At 40.7% G+C, this 16,115-nt stretch carries 14 protein-coding genes; 13 read left to right on the forward strand and 1 reads right to left on the reverse strand.

All coding sequences use genetic code 11. From position 1 onward, the window contains the following. Position 1: 1 nt before the first annotated feature. The 9 genes from rplL to tuf all read left to right on the forward strand — a co-directional run bounded on the left by rplL (position 2) and on the right by tuf (position 13,424). Positions 2-367, forward strand: coding sequence for a 50S ribosomal protein L7/L12 (rplL, locus tag G8O30_RS14330; protein WP_239672706.1), 366 nt, complete (start codon positions 2-4; stop codon positions 365-367). 69 nt (positions 368-436) lie between these two features. Next, positions 437-1,033 (forward strand): class I SAM-dependent methyltransferase, encoded by a 597-nt coding sequence (locus tag G8O30_RS14335; protein ID WP_239672707.1) that lies wholly within the window; start codon positions 437-439, stop codon positions 1,031-1,033. A 270-nt stretch (positions 1,034-1,303) separates the two neighbouring features. Continuing rightward, entirely contained in the window at positions 1,304-4,858 is a 3,555-nt protein-coding gene (gene rpoB, locus G8O30_RS14340; RefSeq protein WP_239672708.1) for a DNA-directed RNA polymerase subunit beta, read from the forward strand. 129 nt (positions 4,859-4,987) lie between these two features. Then, positions 4,988-8,578, forward strand: a complete 3,591-nt coding sequence (gene rpoC, locus G8O30_RS14345) for a DNA-directed RNA polymerase subunit beta' (protein ID WP_239672709.1) — start codon at positions 4,988-4,990, stop codon at positions 8,576-8,578. Between the two features lie 140 nt (positions 8,579-8,718). Next, positions 8,719-8,967 carry a ribosomal L7Ae/L30e/S12e/Gadd45 family protein gene (locus tag G8O30_RS14350; protein ID WP_239672710.1) on the forward strand — a complete coding sequence of 83 codons (249 nt, stop codon included), beginning with the start codon at positions 8,719-8,721 and terminating at the stop codon, positions 8,965-8,967. Between the two features lie 100 nt (positions 8,968-9,067). Then, a complete protein-coding gene (gene rpsL / locus G8O30_RS14355; RefSeq protein WP_239672711.1) occupies positions 9,068-9,490 on the forward strand; it encodes a 30S ribosomal protein S12 in 423 nt (140 codons plus the stop codon). A 35-nt stretch (positions 9,491-9,525) separates the two neighbouring features. Continuing rightward, positions 9,526-9,996 carry a 30S ribosomal protein S7 gene (gene rpsG / locus G8O30_RS14360; RefSeq protein ID WP_239672712.1) on the forward strand — a complete coding sequence of 157 codons (471 nt, stop codon included), beginning with the start codon at positions 9,526-9,528 and terminating at the stop codon, positions 9,994-9,996. 39 nt (positions 9,997-10,035) lie between these two features. Then, entirely contained in the window at positions 10,036-12,114 is a 2,079-nt protein-coding gene (fusA, locus tag G8O30_RS14365) for an elongation factor G (RefSeq protein ID WP_239672713.1), read from the forward strand. 119 nt (positions 12,115-12,233) lie between these two features. Beyond that, positions 12,234-13,424: an elongation factor Tu gene (gene tuf / locus G8O30_RS14370; protein ID WP_239672714.1), complete on the forward strand. Its 1,191-nt coding sequence runs from the start codon at positions 12,234-12,236 to the stop codon at positions 13,422-13,424. Between the two features lie 266 nt (positions 13,425-13,690). On the opposite strand, the gene G8O30_RS14375 is transcribed toward tuf, so the two are convergent. After that, positions 13,691-13,882: a hypothetical protein gene (locus tag G8O30_RS14375; protein WP_239674573.1), complete on the reverse strand. Its 192-nt coding sequence runs from the start codon at positions 13,880-13,882 to the stop codon at positions 13,691-13,693. Positions 13,883-14,208: 326 nt separating this feature from the next. Between G8O30_RS14375 and rpsJ the strand changes: the two genes are divergently transcribed. Genes rpsJ through rplW form a run of 4 tightly spaced genes read left to right on the forward strand, consistent with a single transcriptional unit; the run spans position 14,209 to position 16,113 of the window. Continuing rightward, entirely contained in the window at positions 14,209-14,517 is a 309-nt protein-coding gene (gene rpsJ, locus G8O30_RS14380; RefSeq protein ID WP_003354783.1) for a 30S ribosomal protein S10, read from the forward strand. 31 nt (positions 14,518-14,548) lie between these two features. Further along, complete coding sequence (rplC, locus tag G8O30_RS14385) at positions 14,549-15,175, forward strand: 50S ribosomal protein L3 (protein WP_239672715.1); 627 nt, start codon at positions 14,549-14,551, stop codon at positions 15,173-15,175. Between the two features lie 30 nt (positions 15,176-15,205). Beyond that, complete coding sequence (rplD, locus tag G8O30_RS14390; protein WP_239672716.1) at positions 15,206-15,829, forward strand: 50S ribosomal protein L4; 624 nt, start codon at positions 15,206-15,208, stop codon at positions 15,827-15,829. Continuing rightward, positions 15,829-16,113, forward strand: coding sequence for a 50S ribosomal protein L23 (rplW, locus tag G8O30_RS14395; RefSeq protein WP_239672717.1), 285 nt, complete (start codon positions 15,829-15,831; stop codon positions 16,111-16,113). The genes rplD and rplW overlap by 1 nt, the downstream gene beginning before the upstream one ends. Positions 16,114-16,115 lie beyond the last annotated feature (2 nt).

Raw genomic sequence — 16,115 nt, forward strand, 5'->3', positions numbered from 1 at the left:
CATGACTAAAGAACAAATCATCGAAGCAATCAAGACTATGACAGTTCTTGAGCTAAACGATCTTGTTAAAGCAATCGAAGAAGAATTCGGAGTAACAGCTGCTGCACCTGTAGCAGTAATGGGTGGCGCTGCTGGTGGCGACGCTGCTGCAGAACAAACTGAGTTTGATCTAGTACTTGCTAACGCTGGTGCTCAAAAGATCAAAGTTATCAAAGTTGTTCGTGAAATCACAGGCCTAGGTCTTAAAGAAGCGAAAGAACTTGTTGATAACACTCCTAAAGCTCTTAAAGAAGGCATCTCTAAAGAAGAAGCTGAAGAGCTTAAAGGTAAACTTGAAGAAGTTGGCGCTAGCGTAGAAGTTAAGTAATTCTACTTTGAACTAAAAACCCGCTTGAATAAAGCGGGTTTTTTCTACTCTTTTTACGGAGGTTTTACAATGAGTCACTATTATACTTCTAAACCAGATGTGGAGAGCAAACCTCAAAGTTTTACTTTTAACTTAATGGGAAAAGATTTCACTTTTACAACTGATGCTGGTGTGTTTTCAAAGAAAGAAGTAGATTTTGGGTCAAGGGTATTAATAGATACTTTTGAAGAGCCGGAAATAGAAGGAGCTATTATTGATGTTGGATGTGGCTATGGGCCTATCGGTTTATCTCTAGCGTCAAGCATGCCTTCACGTACAATCCATATGGTAGATGTCAATCAACGCGCTATTTTGTTATCTAAACAAAATGCAGAGTTAAATGGAATCAGTAACGTGCGAATTTATGAAAGTGATCGACTTGCGGAAATAATAGCTCCTTCTGTTGCTGCAATCGTGACCAATCCTCCTATAAGGGCAGGTAAAGATATCGTTCATTCTATTTATGAACAGTCGTATGATCGATTGATAGAGAATGGAGAGTTGTGGGTGGTAATTCAAAAGAAGCAAGGAGCACCTTCCACAGTAGAAAAGTTAGAAAGTTTATTTAAAGAAGTAGAAGTTGTAGAAAAAGTGAAAGGTTATTGGATTGTAAAAGCAATCAAGTAGCCGTATACTGCAAATCTATCTATTTGTCAATAGAAAAAGTTGACGGAGTAATGTGCCTATGTTAGTATTATAAAATGCCAATATATTAAATTCCGGTATTATGCCTTCTTTAAGTTCTATGTATAATACGAGGCTATATTGGAAAAACTATAACAAACATAGTCCGTCATTTGAAAATGTGGTTTTACATAATGAAACCCTTTTTCTTTTTTGCTTCGATATTGAAGCATATAGACGCATTCAAAACGTATGATTTGAGGGGTGAATCAGTTGACAGGTCAACTTGTTCAGTATGGACGACACCGCCAACGTAGAAGTTTTGCGCGCATCAGTGAAGTCTTAGAATTACCAAATCTAATTGAAATCCAAACCGCTTCGTATGATTGGTTCTTAGAAGAAGGTTTACGTGAAATGTTCCGTGACATTTCACCGATCGAAGACTTTACTGGAAATCTTTCATTAGAGTTCATCGATTATAGTTTAGGTGATCCGAAGTATTCAGTGGAAGAATCAAAAGAACGTGATGTTACGTTCTCGGCTCCACTTCGCGTAAAGGTTCGTCTTGTTAACAAAGAAACAGGCGAAGTTAAAGATCAAGATGTCTTTATGGGAGATTTCCCACTAATGACAGAAACGGGTACATTCGTTATTAACGGAGCAGAACGTGTTATCGTATCTCAGTTGGTTCGTTCTCCAAGTGTGTACTTTAGTGGAAAAATTGATAAAAACGGAAAACGTGGCTATACAGCTACTGTAATTCCAAACCGTGGTGCTTGGTTAGAGTACGAAACGGATGCAAAAGATGTAGTATATGTTCGTATTGACCGTACACGTAAACTACCAGTTACCGTGTTGTTACGTGCTTTAGGTTTTGGTAGTGATCAAGAGATCATTGATTTAATAGGAGATAACGAGTACATCCGTAATACACTTGAAAAAGATAATACGGAAAGTACAGAAAAAGCGTTACTTGAAATCTATGAGCGTCTACGTCCAGGTGAGCCACCTACAGTAGAAAGCGCAAAGAGCCTATTAATCTCACGCTTCTTTGACCCAAAACGCTATGACTTAGCAAACGTTGGTCGTTACAAGATGAACAAAAAGCTTCATATTAAGAATCGCCTATTTAACCAAACTCTTGCAGAAACGTTAGTGGATCCTGAGACTGGTGAGATTCTATGTGAAAAAGGTACAACGTTAGATCGTCGTACTTTAGATAAATTGATTCCTAAATTAGAAGAAGGGGTTAACTTCAAATCTCTTACTCCTGTTGCAGGTGTATTAGAAGACGATGTAACTCTTCAATCTATTAAAATCTTCGCTCCGAATGAAGAAGGCGAAAAAGCTATCAATGTTATTGGTAATGCCTTCATTGACGAAGAAGTGAAAAATGTCACACCAGCTGATATCATTTCTTCTATCTCATACTTCTTCAACTTACTACATGAGGTTGGAGATACGGATGATATTGACCACTTAGGTAACCGTCGTCTACGTTCAGTAGGAGAGCTTCTACAAAATCAGTTCAGAATTGGACTTTCTCGTATGGAGCGTGTAGTACGTGAGCGTATGTCTATCCAAGACACAGCTACTATTACACCACAACAGTTAATTAATATTAGACCTGTAATTGCTTCTATTAAAGAGTTCTTTGGTAGTTCGCAGTTATCTCAGTTCATGGATCAAACGAATCCATTAGCAGAATTAACGCATAAGCGTCGTCTATCAGCATTAGGACCAGGTGGTTTAACACGTGAACGTGCTGGATTCGAAGTACGTGACGTTCATTATTCTCACTATGGTCGTATGTGCCCAATTGAAACACCTGAGGGACCAAACATTGGTCTAATCAACTCATTATCTTCATTCGCAAAGGTTAATCGCTTCGGGTTTATTGAAACACCTTATCGTCGTGTTGATCCAGACACAGGTAAAGTACTAGATAAATTTGATTACTTAACAGCTGATGAAGAAGATAACTATGTAGTTGCACAGGCAAATGCTCGTCTAGGTGAAGATGGATCATTCCTTGATGAGAACATCGTAGCTCGTTTCCGTGGAGAAAACACTGTTGTTAAAAGAGAACGCGTTGACTACATGGACGTATCTCCTAAACAGGTAGTATCTGCAGCAACAGCTTGTATCCCGTTCTTAGAAAACGATGACTCCAACCGTGCGCTAATGGGAGCGAACATGCAACGACAAGCAGTACCTCTATTAAATCCAGAAGCACCTATTGTTGGAACTGGTATGGAGTATGTATCTGCAAAAGACTCTGGTGCTGCAGTAATCTGTAAGCATGAAGGTATTGTTGAGCATGTTCAAGCAAACGAAGTGTCGGTTAGACGCATTGAAATTGTAGATGGTCAAGAAGTAAAAGGTAACTTAGATCGTTACCGTATGCAAAAATTCATCCGTTCCAACCAAGGTACATGTTATAACCAACGTCCTATCGTTAGCACTGGAGATAGAGTGGTTAAAGGTGAAATCCTTGCAGATGGTCCTTCAATGGAAAAAGGTGAATTGGCTCTAGGTCGTAACGTATTAGTAGGATTTATGACTTGGGAAGGTTATAACTACGAAGATGCGATTATCATGAGCGAGCGCTTAGTAAAAGACGATGTATACACATCTATTCATATTGAAGAGTATGAGTCTGAGTCTCGTGATACGAAGCTAGGACCTGAAGAAATTACACGTGATATCCCTAATGTAGGGGAAGATGCGCTTCGTAACTTAGATGAGCGCGGAATCATCCGTGTTGGAGCAGAAGTAAAAGATGGTGATCTATTAGTTGGTAAGGTAACTCCTAAAGGTGTTACGGAATTAACAGCAGAAGAACGTCTTCTACATGCAATCTTCGGAGAAAAAGCTCGTGAAGTTCGTGATACGTCATTACGTGTACCACATGGTGGTGGTGGAATCGTATTGGATGTAAAAGTCTTTAATCGTGAAGATGGAGATGAGCTTCCTCCAGGTGTTAACCAATTAGTGCGCGTATATATCGTTCAGAAACGTAAGATCTCTGAAGGAGATAAAATGGCCGGACGACATGGTAACAAAGGTGTTATCTCTCGTATCATGCCAGAAGAAGATATGCCGTATCTACCAGATGGTACGCCAATCGATATCATGTTAAACCCACTAGGGGTACCTTCACGTATGAACATCGGTCAGGTGCTTGAGTTACACTTAGGAATGGCTGCACGCTACCTAGGTATTCATGTTGCTTCACCGGTATTCGATGGTGCGCGAGAAGAAGATGTTTGGTCAACGATTGAAGAAGCAGGAATGTCACGTGATGCGAAAACAGTCCTATACGATGGCCGTACGGGTGAACCGTTCGATAACCGTGTATCTGTTGGAGTTATGTATATGATCAAACTTGCTCACATGGTTGATGACAAACTACATGCTCGTTCTACAGGACCATATTCACTAGTTACGCAACAACCACTTGGTGGTAAAGCGCAATTTGGTGGACAGCGTTTTGGTGAGATGGAGGTATGGGCACTAGAAGCGTACGGTGCTGCATATACACTACAAGAAATCTTAACAGTTAAATCCGATGACGTTGTTGGACGTGTGAAAACATACGAAGCAATTGTTAAAGGTGAAAACGTTCCTGAACCAGGAGTTCCTGAATCATTCAAAGTATTGATTAAAGAGCTTCAAAGTTTAGGTATGGACGTTAAGATGTTAACAAGCGATGAACAAGAAATTGAACTTCGCGACACAGAAGATGATGAGCAACAAGATGCGGATACACTTAACCTTGCTGGTGATCGTGAAGAAGTATCTGAGCCAGTTGGAATGAAAGAGTAAACTTGTAATCAGTAAGCCGACAGCTACATAGAGAGGTGCGGCTTACTGTTCTTTTCTGTATATATATAATTCGCTTCATGGTTGCGTATAAGCGCATCAAAACCAGATAGAAAAAGGGAGGTTGGCCCCTTGCTAGATGTTAATAATTTCGAGTACATGAAGATTGGTTTAGCTTCACCTGACAAGATTCGTTCTTGGTCATTCGGTGAGGTGAAAAAGCCAGAAACAATCAACTATCGTACGCTTAAGCCAGAGAAAGATGGTTTGTTCTGTGAGCGTATTTTCGGCCCTCAGAAAGACTGGGAATGTCACTGTGGTAAATACAAACGCGTTCGTTATAAAGGCGTAGTTTGTGACCGTTGTGGAGTAGAAGTAACTCGTGCGAAAGTTCGTCGTGAACGTATGGGACATATTGAGTTAGCAGCTCCTGTATCCCACATTTGGTACTTCAAAGGTATTCCAAGTCGAATGGGACTTGTTCTAGATATGTCTCCTCGTGCATTAGAAGAAGTTATATACTTCGCTTCTTATGTAGTTACGGATGCAGCTGATACAGCTTTAGAAAAGAAACAGCTGCTATCAGAAAAAGAATACCGTGCATATCGTGAAAAGTATGGGACTAAGTTCCAAGCTGCGATGGGTGCAGAAGCAATTAAAAAGCTTCTACAAGATATTGATTTAGATAAAGAAGTAGACTTCCTAAAAGAAGAGCTTAAAACTGCGCAAGGACAACGTCGTACTCGTGCGATTAAGCGTCTTGAAGTATTAGAGTCTTTCCGTCATTCAGGCAACGATCCTGATTGGATGATCTTAGATGTTCTTCCGGTTATTCCACCAGAACTACGTCCAATGGTTCAATTAGACGGCGGTCGTTTTGCGACTTCCGATTTAAATGATCTATATCGTCGAGTTATCAACCGTAACAATCGTCTAAAAAGACTATTGGATCTTGGTGCTCCTAGCATCATCGTACAAAACGAAAAACGTATGCTACAAGAAGCTGTAGATGCGTTAATCGATAATGGTCGTCGTGGTCGCCCTGTTACAGGTCCTGGTAACCGTCCATTAAAATCTCTATCTCATATGCTAAAAGGTAAACAAGGTCGTTTCCGTCAAAATTTACTTGGTAAACGTGTAGACTATTCTGGTCGTTCCGTTATCGTAGTAGGTCCAAACTTAAAAATGTATCAATGTGGTTTACCGAAAGAAATGGCGTTAGAGTTATTTAAACCTTTCGTTATGAAAGAATTAGTTGAGCGTGGATTAGCGCACAACATTAAGAGTGCAAAGCGTAAAATTGAACGTGTTCAACCGGAAGTTTGGGATGTATTAGAAAACGTAATCCGTGAACACCCAGTTTTACTTAACCGCGCACCAACGCTTCACAGACTTGGTATCCAGGCATTTGAACCAACTCTAGTAGAAGGACGTGCAATCCGTCTTCATCCGCTAGTATGTACAGCTTACAATGCTGACTTTGATGGTGACCAAATGGCTGTTCACGTACCTCTATCTGCAGAAGCACAAGCAGAGGCTCGTCTTCTAATGTTAGCTGCACAAAACATCCTTAACCCGAAAGATGGTAAACCAGTAGTTACTCCATCTCAGGATATGGTTCTAGGTAACTATTACTTAACGATGGAACGTGCAGGGTCTAACGGAGAAGGTACTGTCTTTAAAGATGCTAACGAAGCTATTCTTGCTTATCAAAATGGTTATGTTCACCTTCACACACGTGTTGCGATCGCAGCAGGTAGTCTAGGAAACTTGACATTTACAGAAGAGCAAAACAAGCAGCTGTTAGTGACAACTGTTGGTAAGATCGTATTCAATGAAATCTTACCGAATACGTTCCCGTTCATGAATGAACCTACAAAAACAAACCTAGAAGAAGCAACACCTGAAAAGTATTTCGTATCACCTTCTACAGATGTGAAGGAGTACTTCAAAGGTGTAGATGAAATCCCACCATTCAAGAAGAAAATGTTTGGAGATATCATCGCTGAAGTATTTAAAAAGTTCAAGATCTCTGAAACGTCTAAAATGCTAGACAAAATGAAGGATCTTGGTTTCAAATACTCTACAAAAGCCGGTATCACGGTTGGTGTAGCCGATATCGTAGTTCTAGGTGAAAAAGAACACATTCTAAAAGAAGCGCAAGCGAAAGTAGATAACGTTCTAAAACAATTCCGCCGTGGTCTAATTACAGAAGAAGAGCGATATGATCGTGTAATCTCTGTGTGGAGTGCAGCGAAAGATACAATTCAAGGATTACTAATGAAATCCTTGGATAAACGAAATCCAATCTTTATGATGAGTGATTCCGGAGCCCGTGGTAACGCATCTAACTTTACGCAGCTAGCTGGTATGCGTGGTCTAATGGCCAATCCGGCTGGTCGTATCATTGAGTTACCAATCAAATCAAGTTTCCGTGAAGGTCTAACAGTACTTGAATACTTCATCTCTACACATGGTGCTCGTAAAGGTCTTGCCGATACAGCCCTGAAAACTGCCGATTCAGGTTACCTGACTCGTCGTCTTGTAGACGTTGCGCAAGATGTTATTGTACGTCAAGAAGATTGTGGTACAGATAGAGGGCTTCATATTGGTTCAATTAAAGAAGGAACAGAAATTATTGAACCACTAGAAGAGCGTCTAATTGGTCGTTATTCTCAAAAAACTGTTAAACACCCTGAAACTGGTGAAGTAATTATTGCTCGTAACGAGTTAATCACAGAAGATATTGCTACGATTATCATTGAAGCTGGAGTAGAAAAAGTATGGATTCGTTCTGTATTCACTTGTAATACACGTCATGGTGTATGTAAGAAGTGTTATGGTCGTAACCTTGCAACTGGTCAACAAGTGGAAGTGGGAGAAGCAGTTGGTATCATCGCTGCCCAATCTATCGGTGAGCCAGGTACTCAGTTAACGATGCGTACGTTCCATACAGGTGGAGTTGCTGGAGACGATATTACTCAAGGTCTTCCGCGTATCCAAGAGATTTTCGAAGCGCGTAACCCTAAAGGTCAAGCGGTTATCTCGGAAATTGAGGGTGTTGTTGTAGCGATTAACGAAGTTCGTGAACGCCAACAAGAAGTGGTAGTACAAGGTGAAGTGGAAACACGCACATACTTGGCTCCATATAATGCTCGTCTAAAAGTATCTATGAATGACCGTATTGAAACTGGTCAAGTAATCTCTGAAGGTTCTATCGATCCAAAAGAGTTACTTAAAGTTCGTGATGTATCCTCTGTACAAGAGTACTTACTACGCGAAGTTCAAAAAGTATACCGTATGCAAGGGGTAGAAATTGGAGATAAGCACGTAGAGGTAATGGTTCGCCAAATGCTTCGTAAAGTACGTGTTATCGAAGCTGGAGATACTGATGTATTACCGGGATCTCTGCTTGATATCCATCAGTTTACTGATGCTAACCAGAAAGTACTTCTGGAAGGCAAAATGCCTGCAACGGCAAGACCTGTAATCCTTGGTATCACAAAAGCGTCTCTAGAGACGGATTCCTTCTTATCAGCAGCATCATTCCAGGAAACTACTCGTGTCCTTACTGATGCAGCGATTAAAGGTAAACGTGATGAATTACTTGGTCTTAAAGAAAATGTTATTATCGGTAAGCTAGTTCCAGCTGGTACTGGAATGCAGCGTTATCGTCGCGCAGTTCCTGTAGCTCCGCAAGAAGAAACAGTTACTGTGGAATAAAAAGTAATAATTGCCGGGAGGATCTCCCGGCAATTATTATGAATATTTTTTAGTGTGTGTTGACATAGGTATCTTCAGATGATAATATACTTAAGGTTGCTCCTATTTAGCATCCTGTTATTACTTTGGAGGATATGATTATGTCTTATGAAAAAGTAGCGCAGGCTAAACGTAAAATCATAGGAACAAAACAAACATTGAAAGCTCTGAAATCAGGGAGTGTTCTAGAGGTTGTTGTTGCCTTAGATGCTGATCCACTTGTTGCAAAGAAGATTATAGAAGTAGCAGAACTTCATAAAGTTCCTATTTCTACAGTTAATTCAATGGACACGCTCGGAGAAGTTGCCGGTATTGATATCGGAGCTACAACAGTCGCCATAACTCGTTAACATGTTTTTATAGTAGAAAGCTATAAAGACTTTGTTTTTGTTTTAAAATGAACCACCTGGATGTGTGGGCTTAAAGAAAGTCGAAGGGAGGACATTTCAAATGCCAACTATTAACCAATTAGTTCGTAAACCTCGTAAGTCAAAGGTGTATAACTCTAAATCACCAGCACTTAACAAAGGTTACAACAGCTTCAAGAAAGAGCAAACTGACGTTTCATCTCCTCAAAAACGTGGAGTATGTACTCGTGTAGGTACGATGACACCGAAGAAACCAAACTCGGCTCTTCGTAAATATGCTCGTGTTCGTTTAACGAACCAAATCGAGGTAACAGCTTATATTCCTGGTATCGGTCACAACCTACAAGAGCACAGTGTTGTTCTTATCCGTGGCGGACGTGTAAAGGATTTACCAGGGGTACGTTATCACATCGTACGTGGTGCTCTTGATACAGCTGGTGTAGACAGCCGTATGCAAAGCCGTTCTAAATACGGAACTAAGCGCCCTAAAGCAGCTAAGAAGTAATAATAAAAACTTAAATTTCGAAAGGAGGAACTTACATGCCTCGTAAAGGTCCTGTTGCAAAACGTGACGTATTACCAGATCCTATGTATAACTCAAAACTTGTAACACGCTTAATCAACAAAATGATGATTGATGGAAAGCGTGGTACATCTCAAAAGATTCTATATGCAGCTTTTGATATCGTTTCAGAACGTAGTGGTAAAGATGCTATGGAAGTTTTTGATCAAGCTTTAAAAAATATCATGCCTGTACTTGAAGTACGTGCACGCCGTGTTGGTGGAGCAAACTACCAAGTACCAGTTGAGGTACGTCCTGATCGTCGTACAACTCTTGGTCTTCGTTGGTTAGTTAACTACTCTCGCCTTCGTGGTGAAAAAACGATGGAAGAGCGTCTAGCTAACGAAATTCTTGATGCAGCTAACAACACTGGTTCTGCAGTTAAGAAACGTGAAGACACTCACAAAATGGCGGAAGCAAACAAAGCGTTCGCTCACTATCGTTGGTAATTTTTTAATATACTCCATAATAGGAAGGAGATTGACGACATGGCTAGAGAGTTTTCATTACAGAAAACACGTAACATTGGAATCATGGCCCATATCGATGCTGGTAAAACGACTACTACAGAACGTATTCTTTACTATACTGGTCGTATTCATAAAATCGGTGAAACTCATGAAGGTGCATCTCAAATGGACTGGATGGAGCAAGAGCAAGAGCGTGGAATCACAATCACTTCTGCTGCAACAACAGCTTCTTGGAAAGATCACCGTGTAAATATCATCGATACACCTGGACACGTAGACTTCACAGTTGAGGTTGAACGTTCTCTTCGTGTACTTGATGGAGCAGTTGCTGTACTAGATGCTCAATCTGGTGTTGAGCCACAAACAGAAACTGTATGGCGTCAAGCTACTTCTTACGGAGTACCTCGTATCGTATTCGTAAACAAGATGGATAAAATGGGAGCTGACTTCCTATACTCAGTAGGAACGTTACATGACCGTTTACAAGCGAACGCACACCCAATCCAATTACCAATTGGTGCAGAGGATGAGTTCGAAGCAATCATTGACCTTGTGGAAATGAAAGCTACTTTCTACGGAAACGACCTTGGTACGGATATTCAAGACCGTGAAATCCCTGAAGAGCACATGGATCTAGCTGTTGAATACCGTGAGAAACTAATTGAAGCTGTAGCTGAACTTGACGAAGAATTAATGGAAAAGTACCTTGGTGGAGAAGAGATCTCTAACGAAGAGCTTAAAGCTGGTATTCGTAAAGCGACTCTAAGCATCGAGTTCTATCCAGTTCTTGTTGGTTCTGCTTTCAAAAACAAAGGTGTTCAAAAAATGCTAGATGCAGTTATTGAATATCTTCCAGCTCCAACTGATGTACCAGCTATTAAAGGTACATTACCAGATACTGAAGAGCCTGTTACTCGTACGTCTAGCGATGAAGAGCCATTTGCTGCTCTTGCATTCAAAGTTATGACTGACCCTTATGTTGGTAAGTTAACATTCTTCCGTGTTTACTCTGGTGTACTTTCTGCTGGATCATACGTTCAGAACTCTACGAAAGGTAAGCGTGAGCGTGTAGGACGTATCCTACAAATGCATGCTAACTCTCGTGAAGAGATTTCTGAAGTATACGCAGGAGATATCGCGGCTGCTGTAGGTCTTAAAGACACTACAACTGGTGACACATTATGTGACGAGAAAAACCTGGTTATCTTAGAGTCTATGACTTTCCCAGAGCCAGTAATCTCTCTATCTGTTGAGCCTAAGTCTAAAGCAGACCAAGATAAAATGACTACTGCACTTCAAAAACTACAAGAGGAAGATCCTACATTCCGTGTTCGTACTGACGAAGAGACTGGACAAGTTATCATCGCAGGTATGGGTGAACTTCACTTAGATATCATCGTTGACCGTATGCGTCGCGAATTCAAAGTTGAAGCTAATGTTGGTGCTCCTCAAGTATCTTACCGTGAAACTTTCCGTGGTTCTGCAAAAGTGGAAGGTAAGTTTGCTCGTCAATCTGGTGGACGTGGACAATTCGGACACGTTTGGATTGAATTCTCTCCTAACGAAGAAGGAAAAGGATTCGAATTCGAAAACGCTGTTGTTGGGGGATCTGTTCCTCGTGAATTCATCGCACCAGTACAAGCAGGTCTTGAAGACGCTATGAAAAATGGAGTACTTGCTGGTTACCCTATGGTAGACATCAAGGCTAAACTATTCGATGGTTCATACCATGATGTTGACTCCTCTGAAATGGCCTTCAAAATCGCAGCTTCTATGGCTCTTAAAAACGCAGTTTCTAAGTGTCAACCAGCTCTTCTTGAGCCGGTTATGAAAGTAGAAGTTGTTATCCCTGAAGAATACCTTGGGGATATCATGGGTGATGTAACGTCTCGTCGTGGACGCGTTGAAGGTATGGAAGCACGCGGTAACGCTCAATTAGTTAAAGCGTTTGTTCCACTATCTGAAATGTTCGGATATGCGACTTCACTTCGTTCTAATACGCAAGGACGTGGAAACTACTCCATGCACTTCGATCATTATGAAGAAGTACCAAAGTCTATTTCTGAAGAAATCATCAAAAAAAATAAAGGCGAATAATTGATTTATCGTCTTTAATAAAGTATAACTATCATTGGAAGCATTGGATGCTAGATTCAGACCCACTGAATCTAGCTCCGTAACTATACTATTTCTACTATTTGAAGGAGGAATTTATAATGGGTAAAGAGAAATTCGATCGTTCCAAAACACATGCCAATATCGGTACAATTGGACACGTTGACCACGGTAAAACAACTTTAACAGCTGCTATTACAACTGTACTAGCTAAGCGTAGCGGTAAAGGCGCTGCAATGGCGTATGATATGATCGACGCAGCACCAGAAGAAAGAGAGCGTGGTATCACAATCTCTACTGCACACGTTGAGTATGAAACTGATACTCGTCACTATGCACACGTTGACTGCCCAGGACATGCTGACTACGTTAAAAACATGATCACTGGAGCTGCACAAATGGACGGCGGTATCTTAGTAGTATCTGCTGCTGATGGTCCAATGCCACAAACTCGTGAGCACATCCTTCTTTCTCGTCAAGTAGGTGTTCCTTACCTAGTTGTATTCATGAACAAATGTGACATGGTAGACGACGAAGAGTTACTAGAACTAGTTGAAATGGAAGTTCGTGATCTACTATCTGACTACGATTTCCCTGGAGACGATGTACCAGTAATCAAAGGTTCTGCTCTTAAAGCACTAGAAGGTGACGCTGCTTGGGAAGAAAAAATCGTTGAACTTATGAACGCAGTTGACGAGTACATCCCAACACCACCTCGTGAAACTGACAAGCCTTTCATGATGCCAGTTGAGGACGTATTCTCAATCACTGGTCGTGGAACTGTTGCTACAGGTCGTGTTGAGCGTGGACAAGTTAAAGTTGGTGACGTTATCGACATCATCGGTTTAGCTGAAGAGTCTAAATCAACTACTGTAACTGGAGTTGAAATGTTCCGTAAGCTTCTTGATTATGCAGAAGCTGGAGACAACATCGGTGCACTACTTCGTGGTGTATCTCGTGAAGACATCCAACGTGGACAAGTTCTTGCTAAGCCAGGAACAATCACTCCACACACTAAATTCAAAGCTGAGGTTTATGTACTTTCTAAAGAAGAGGGTGGACGTCACACTCCTTTCTTCACAAACTACCGTCCTCAGTTCTACTTCCGTACAACTGACGTAACTGGTATCTGTAACCTTCCTGAAGGTGTAGAAATGGTTATGCCTGGTGACAACATCGAGATGACTGTTGAGCTAATCGCTCCAATCGCTATCGAAGAAGGTACTAAGTTCTCTATCCGTGAGGGTGGACGTACTGTTGGTGCTGGCGTTGTTGCTACAATCACTGAGTAATAGTGATATAAAAAAAGCTATCCGATTTATCGGATAGCTTTTTTACTGTTTTGCGATCAACAACAACTTAGAAAAGGGATCAAATCTCCACGAAGTTTTATGTCTATAAAATTCTAATAAAAGATTATATCAACGAACAGTTTTGTATGCTCAAGGTTATACATAGTAAAATAGCAAATGAGTAATTCAAGCTTCTTTGAAAAACTATAGTAACAATAAAAGCCCCTTGCTTTTAATGAAGCAAGGGGGCTCCTTTATGTAATAGCTTATTGTGCTTCTAGAGAGTTTGAAGTGCTACTACATGTTTGAAGAGCTTGTTGAACTTGTTGAAGAGATTGCTCAATTTGTGTTCGATTCTGATCTTTTTCAACAGTGTTAAGCGCGTTTTGTAAACAGGATACGGCTTCGTTTAGTGAAGTGCATGAGTCTTGGACATAGCCACGTGCATTTTTAGGCATTTGCATATAATCACCACCTTTCTTCTATATATATATTGCTCAGAATACGTATGATTATCCTCTAAATTTGAATTGGCAGACTTCTCTTAAATGGGTTGCATTTAACCTTCATATTTTTTATAATTACAAGAGTGCGCTAAAGACAGTTAAATATTCAAGAAACACTTGAAATACTACTGGGCTTTATGTATAATAGACAATGTTGGTCTTTGACTGCGATGAAGCGAGAGGTTACCGACACACCCGGCCGCTTTGCCATGGCGAGTGATCGGAAAATTTTCGTGGAGAATGTCTATATTGAAATAGGCGAAAAAGGAGGGAAAATAATGGCAAAACAAAAGATTCGCATTCGTTTAAAAGCATATGATCACCGTATTCTAGATCAATCTGCTGAGAAAATTGTAGAAACAGCTAAACGTTCAGGTGCGGCAGTATCGGGTCCAATCCCACTACCAACTGAAAAATCTGTTTACACAATCTTACGTGCGGTGCATAAGTACAAAGATTCTCGTGAGCAATTCGAGATGCGTACACATAAACGCTTAATCGATATCGTGAACCCAACTCCACAAACAGTTGATTCACTAATGCGTTTAGACCTACCATCAGGTGTAGATATCGAAATCAAATTATAATAGAATTTAATTTTTACAGGAGGTGTGACTCATGACCAAAGGAATCTTAGGAAGAAAAATCGGTATGACTCAAGTGTTCGCTGAGAACGGTGATTTAATCCCTGTTACAGTTATCCAAGCTACTCCAAACGTTGTTCTTCAAAAGAAGTCTGTTGACACTGACGGCTACGAAGCTATTCAGTTAGGTTTTGAAGATAAGCGTGAGAAGCTTTCTAACAAACCAGAACAAGGTCACGTTGCTAAAGCAAACACTGCTCCTAAGCGCTTCATTCGTGAGATCCGCAGCGCAGAAGGAGAATTCGAGCTTGGTCAAGAAGTCAAGGTTGATATTTTCGCAGAAGGCGAATTAGTAGACGTAACTGGAATTACAAAAGGTAAAGGATTTGCTGGTGCTATTAAGCGTCACGGACAGTCTCGTGGACCAATGTCCCACGGTTCTCGTTACCACCGTCGCGTAGGTTCTATGGGACCTGTAGCTCCAAACCGCGTGTTCAAGAACAAATTGTTACCAGGACGCATGGGTGGAGAACAAAAGACAATCCAAAACCTAAAAATCGTTAAAGTTGATACAGAACGTAACCTTTTATTAGTTAGCGGAAACGTACCTGGTGCGAAAAAAGCTCTAATCAAAGTTGCAAAAGCTGTAAAATCTAACTAATTTTCATACTGAGAAAGGAGGAAAACAGGAATGCCGAAAGTAGCGTTATTTAACCAAACTGGTTCTCAAGTTGGAGAAATCGAACTTAATGGATCTGTATTTGGTATCGAACCTAACCAAGCCGTATTATTCGAAGCAGTAGTTATGCAACGTGCTTCTTTACGTCAAGGTAACCACAAAGTAAAAGGCCGCTCTGAAGTAGCTGGTGGTGGTCGTAAGCCATGGCGCCAAAAAGGAACTGGACGTGCGCGTCAAGGTTCTATCCGTTCTCCACAATGGCGTGGTGGTGGTACAGTATTCGGTCCTGTTCCACGTAGCTATAGCTACAAACTACCAAAGAAAGTTCGTCGTTTAGCAATTAAATCAGCATTATCAAGCAAGGTGTTAGATCAAAATCTAGTTGTACTAGAAGGTCTTGCATTTGATGCACCAAAAACAAAAGACTTCGTAAACGTATTAAAAGGTCTATCTCTTGAGAAAAAGACTTTAATCGTTACAGATGGTCTAGATCAGAATGTAGCACTTTCTGCTCGTAATATCCCAGGTGTAACTGTTGTTCCAGCTGAAGGAATTAACGTTCTTGATGTTCTTGGTCACAACAACCTTGTTATGACAAAAGCTGCTGTTCAAAAAGTAGAGGAGGTTCTAGGATAATGGATGTACGTGATATCATTAAGCGCCCCGTTATTACTGAGCGTTCCACTGACTTAATGAGCGAAAATAAATTCACTTTTGAAGTTGATCTTCGTGCTAACAAAACTCAAGTTAAAGATGCTGTAGAGCAAATCTTTGATGTAAAAGTTGAGAAAGTTAACATCATGAACTACAAAGGTAAATTTAAGCGCATGGGTCGCTTCGGTGGCTATACAAACAAGCGTCGTAAAGCTATCGTTAAATTAACGGCTGATAGCAAAACAATCGACTTATTCGAAATGTAATT

The sequence above is a fragment of the Mangrovibacillus cuniculi genome, assembly GCF_015482585.1.
Taxonomy (GTDB): Bacteria; Bacillota; Bacilli; order Bacillales; family R1DC41; genus Mangrovibacillus; species Mangrovibacillus cuniculi.

What these genes read in the sequence shown, in the direction of transcription:
- G8O30_RS14375 (WP_239674573.1), bottom strand. Translation starts at nt 13,882, where the DNA reads ATGCCTAAAAATGCACGTGGCTATGTCCAAGACTCATGCACTTCACTA.
- fusA (WP_239672713.1), top strand. Translation starts at nt 10,036, where the DNA reads ATGGCTAGAGAGTTTTCATTACAGAAAACACGTAACATTGGAATCATG.
- rpsG (WP_239672712.1), top strand. Translation starts at nt 9,526, where the DNA reads ATGCCTCGTAAAGGTCCTGTTGCAAAACGTGACGTATTACCAGATCCT.
- rplL (WP_239672706.1), top strand. Translation starts at nt 2, where the DNA reads ATGACTAAAGAACAAATCATCGAAGCAATCAAGACTATGACAGTTCTT.
- rpsJ (WP_003354783.1), top strand. Translation starts at nt 14,209, where the DNA reads ATGGCAAAACAAAAGATTCGCATTCGTTTAAAAGCATATGATCACCGT.
- rpsL (WP_239672711.1), top strand. Translation starts at nt 9,068, where the DNA reads ATGCCAACTATTAACCAATTAGTTCGTAAACCTCGTAAGTCAAAGGTG.
- rplW (WP_239672717.1), top strand. Translation starts at nt 15,829, where the DNA reads ATGGATGTACGTGATATCATTAAGCGCCCCGTTATTACTGAGCGTTCC.
- rplD (WP_239672716.1), top strand. Translation starts at nt 15,206, where the DNA reads ATGCCGAAAGTAGCGTTATTTAACCAAACTGGTTCTCAAGTTGGAGAA.
- tuf (WP_239672714.1), top strand. Translation starts at nt 12,234, where the DNA reads ATGGGTAAAGAGAAATTCGATCGTTCCAAAACACATGCCAATATCGGT.
- rplC (WP_239672715.1), top strand. Translation starts at nt 14,549, where the DNA reads ATGACCAAAGGAATCTTAGGAAGAAAAATCGGTATGACTCAAGTGTTC.
- G8O30_RS14350 (WP_239672710.1), top strand. Translation starts at nt 8,719, where the DNA reads ATGTCTTATGAAAAAGTAGCGCAGGCTAAACGTAAAATCATAGGAACA.
- G8O30_RS14335 (WP_239672707.1), top strand. Translation starts at nt 437, where the DNA reads ATGAGTCACTATTATACTTCTAAACCAGATGTGGAGAGCAAACCTCAA.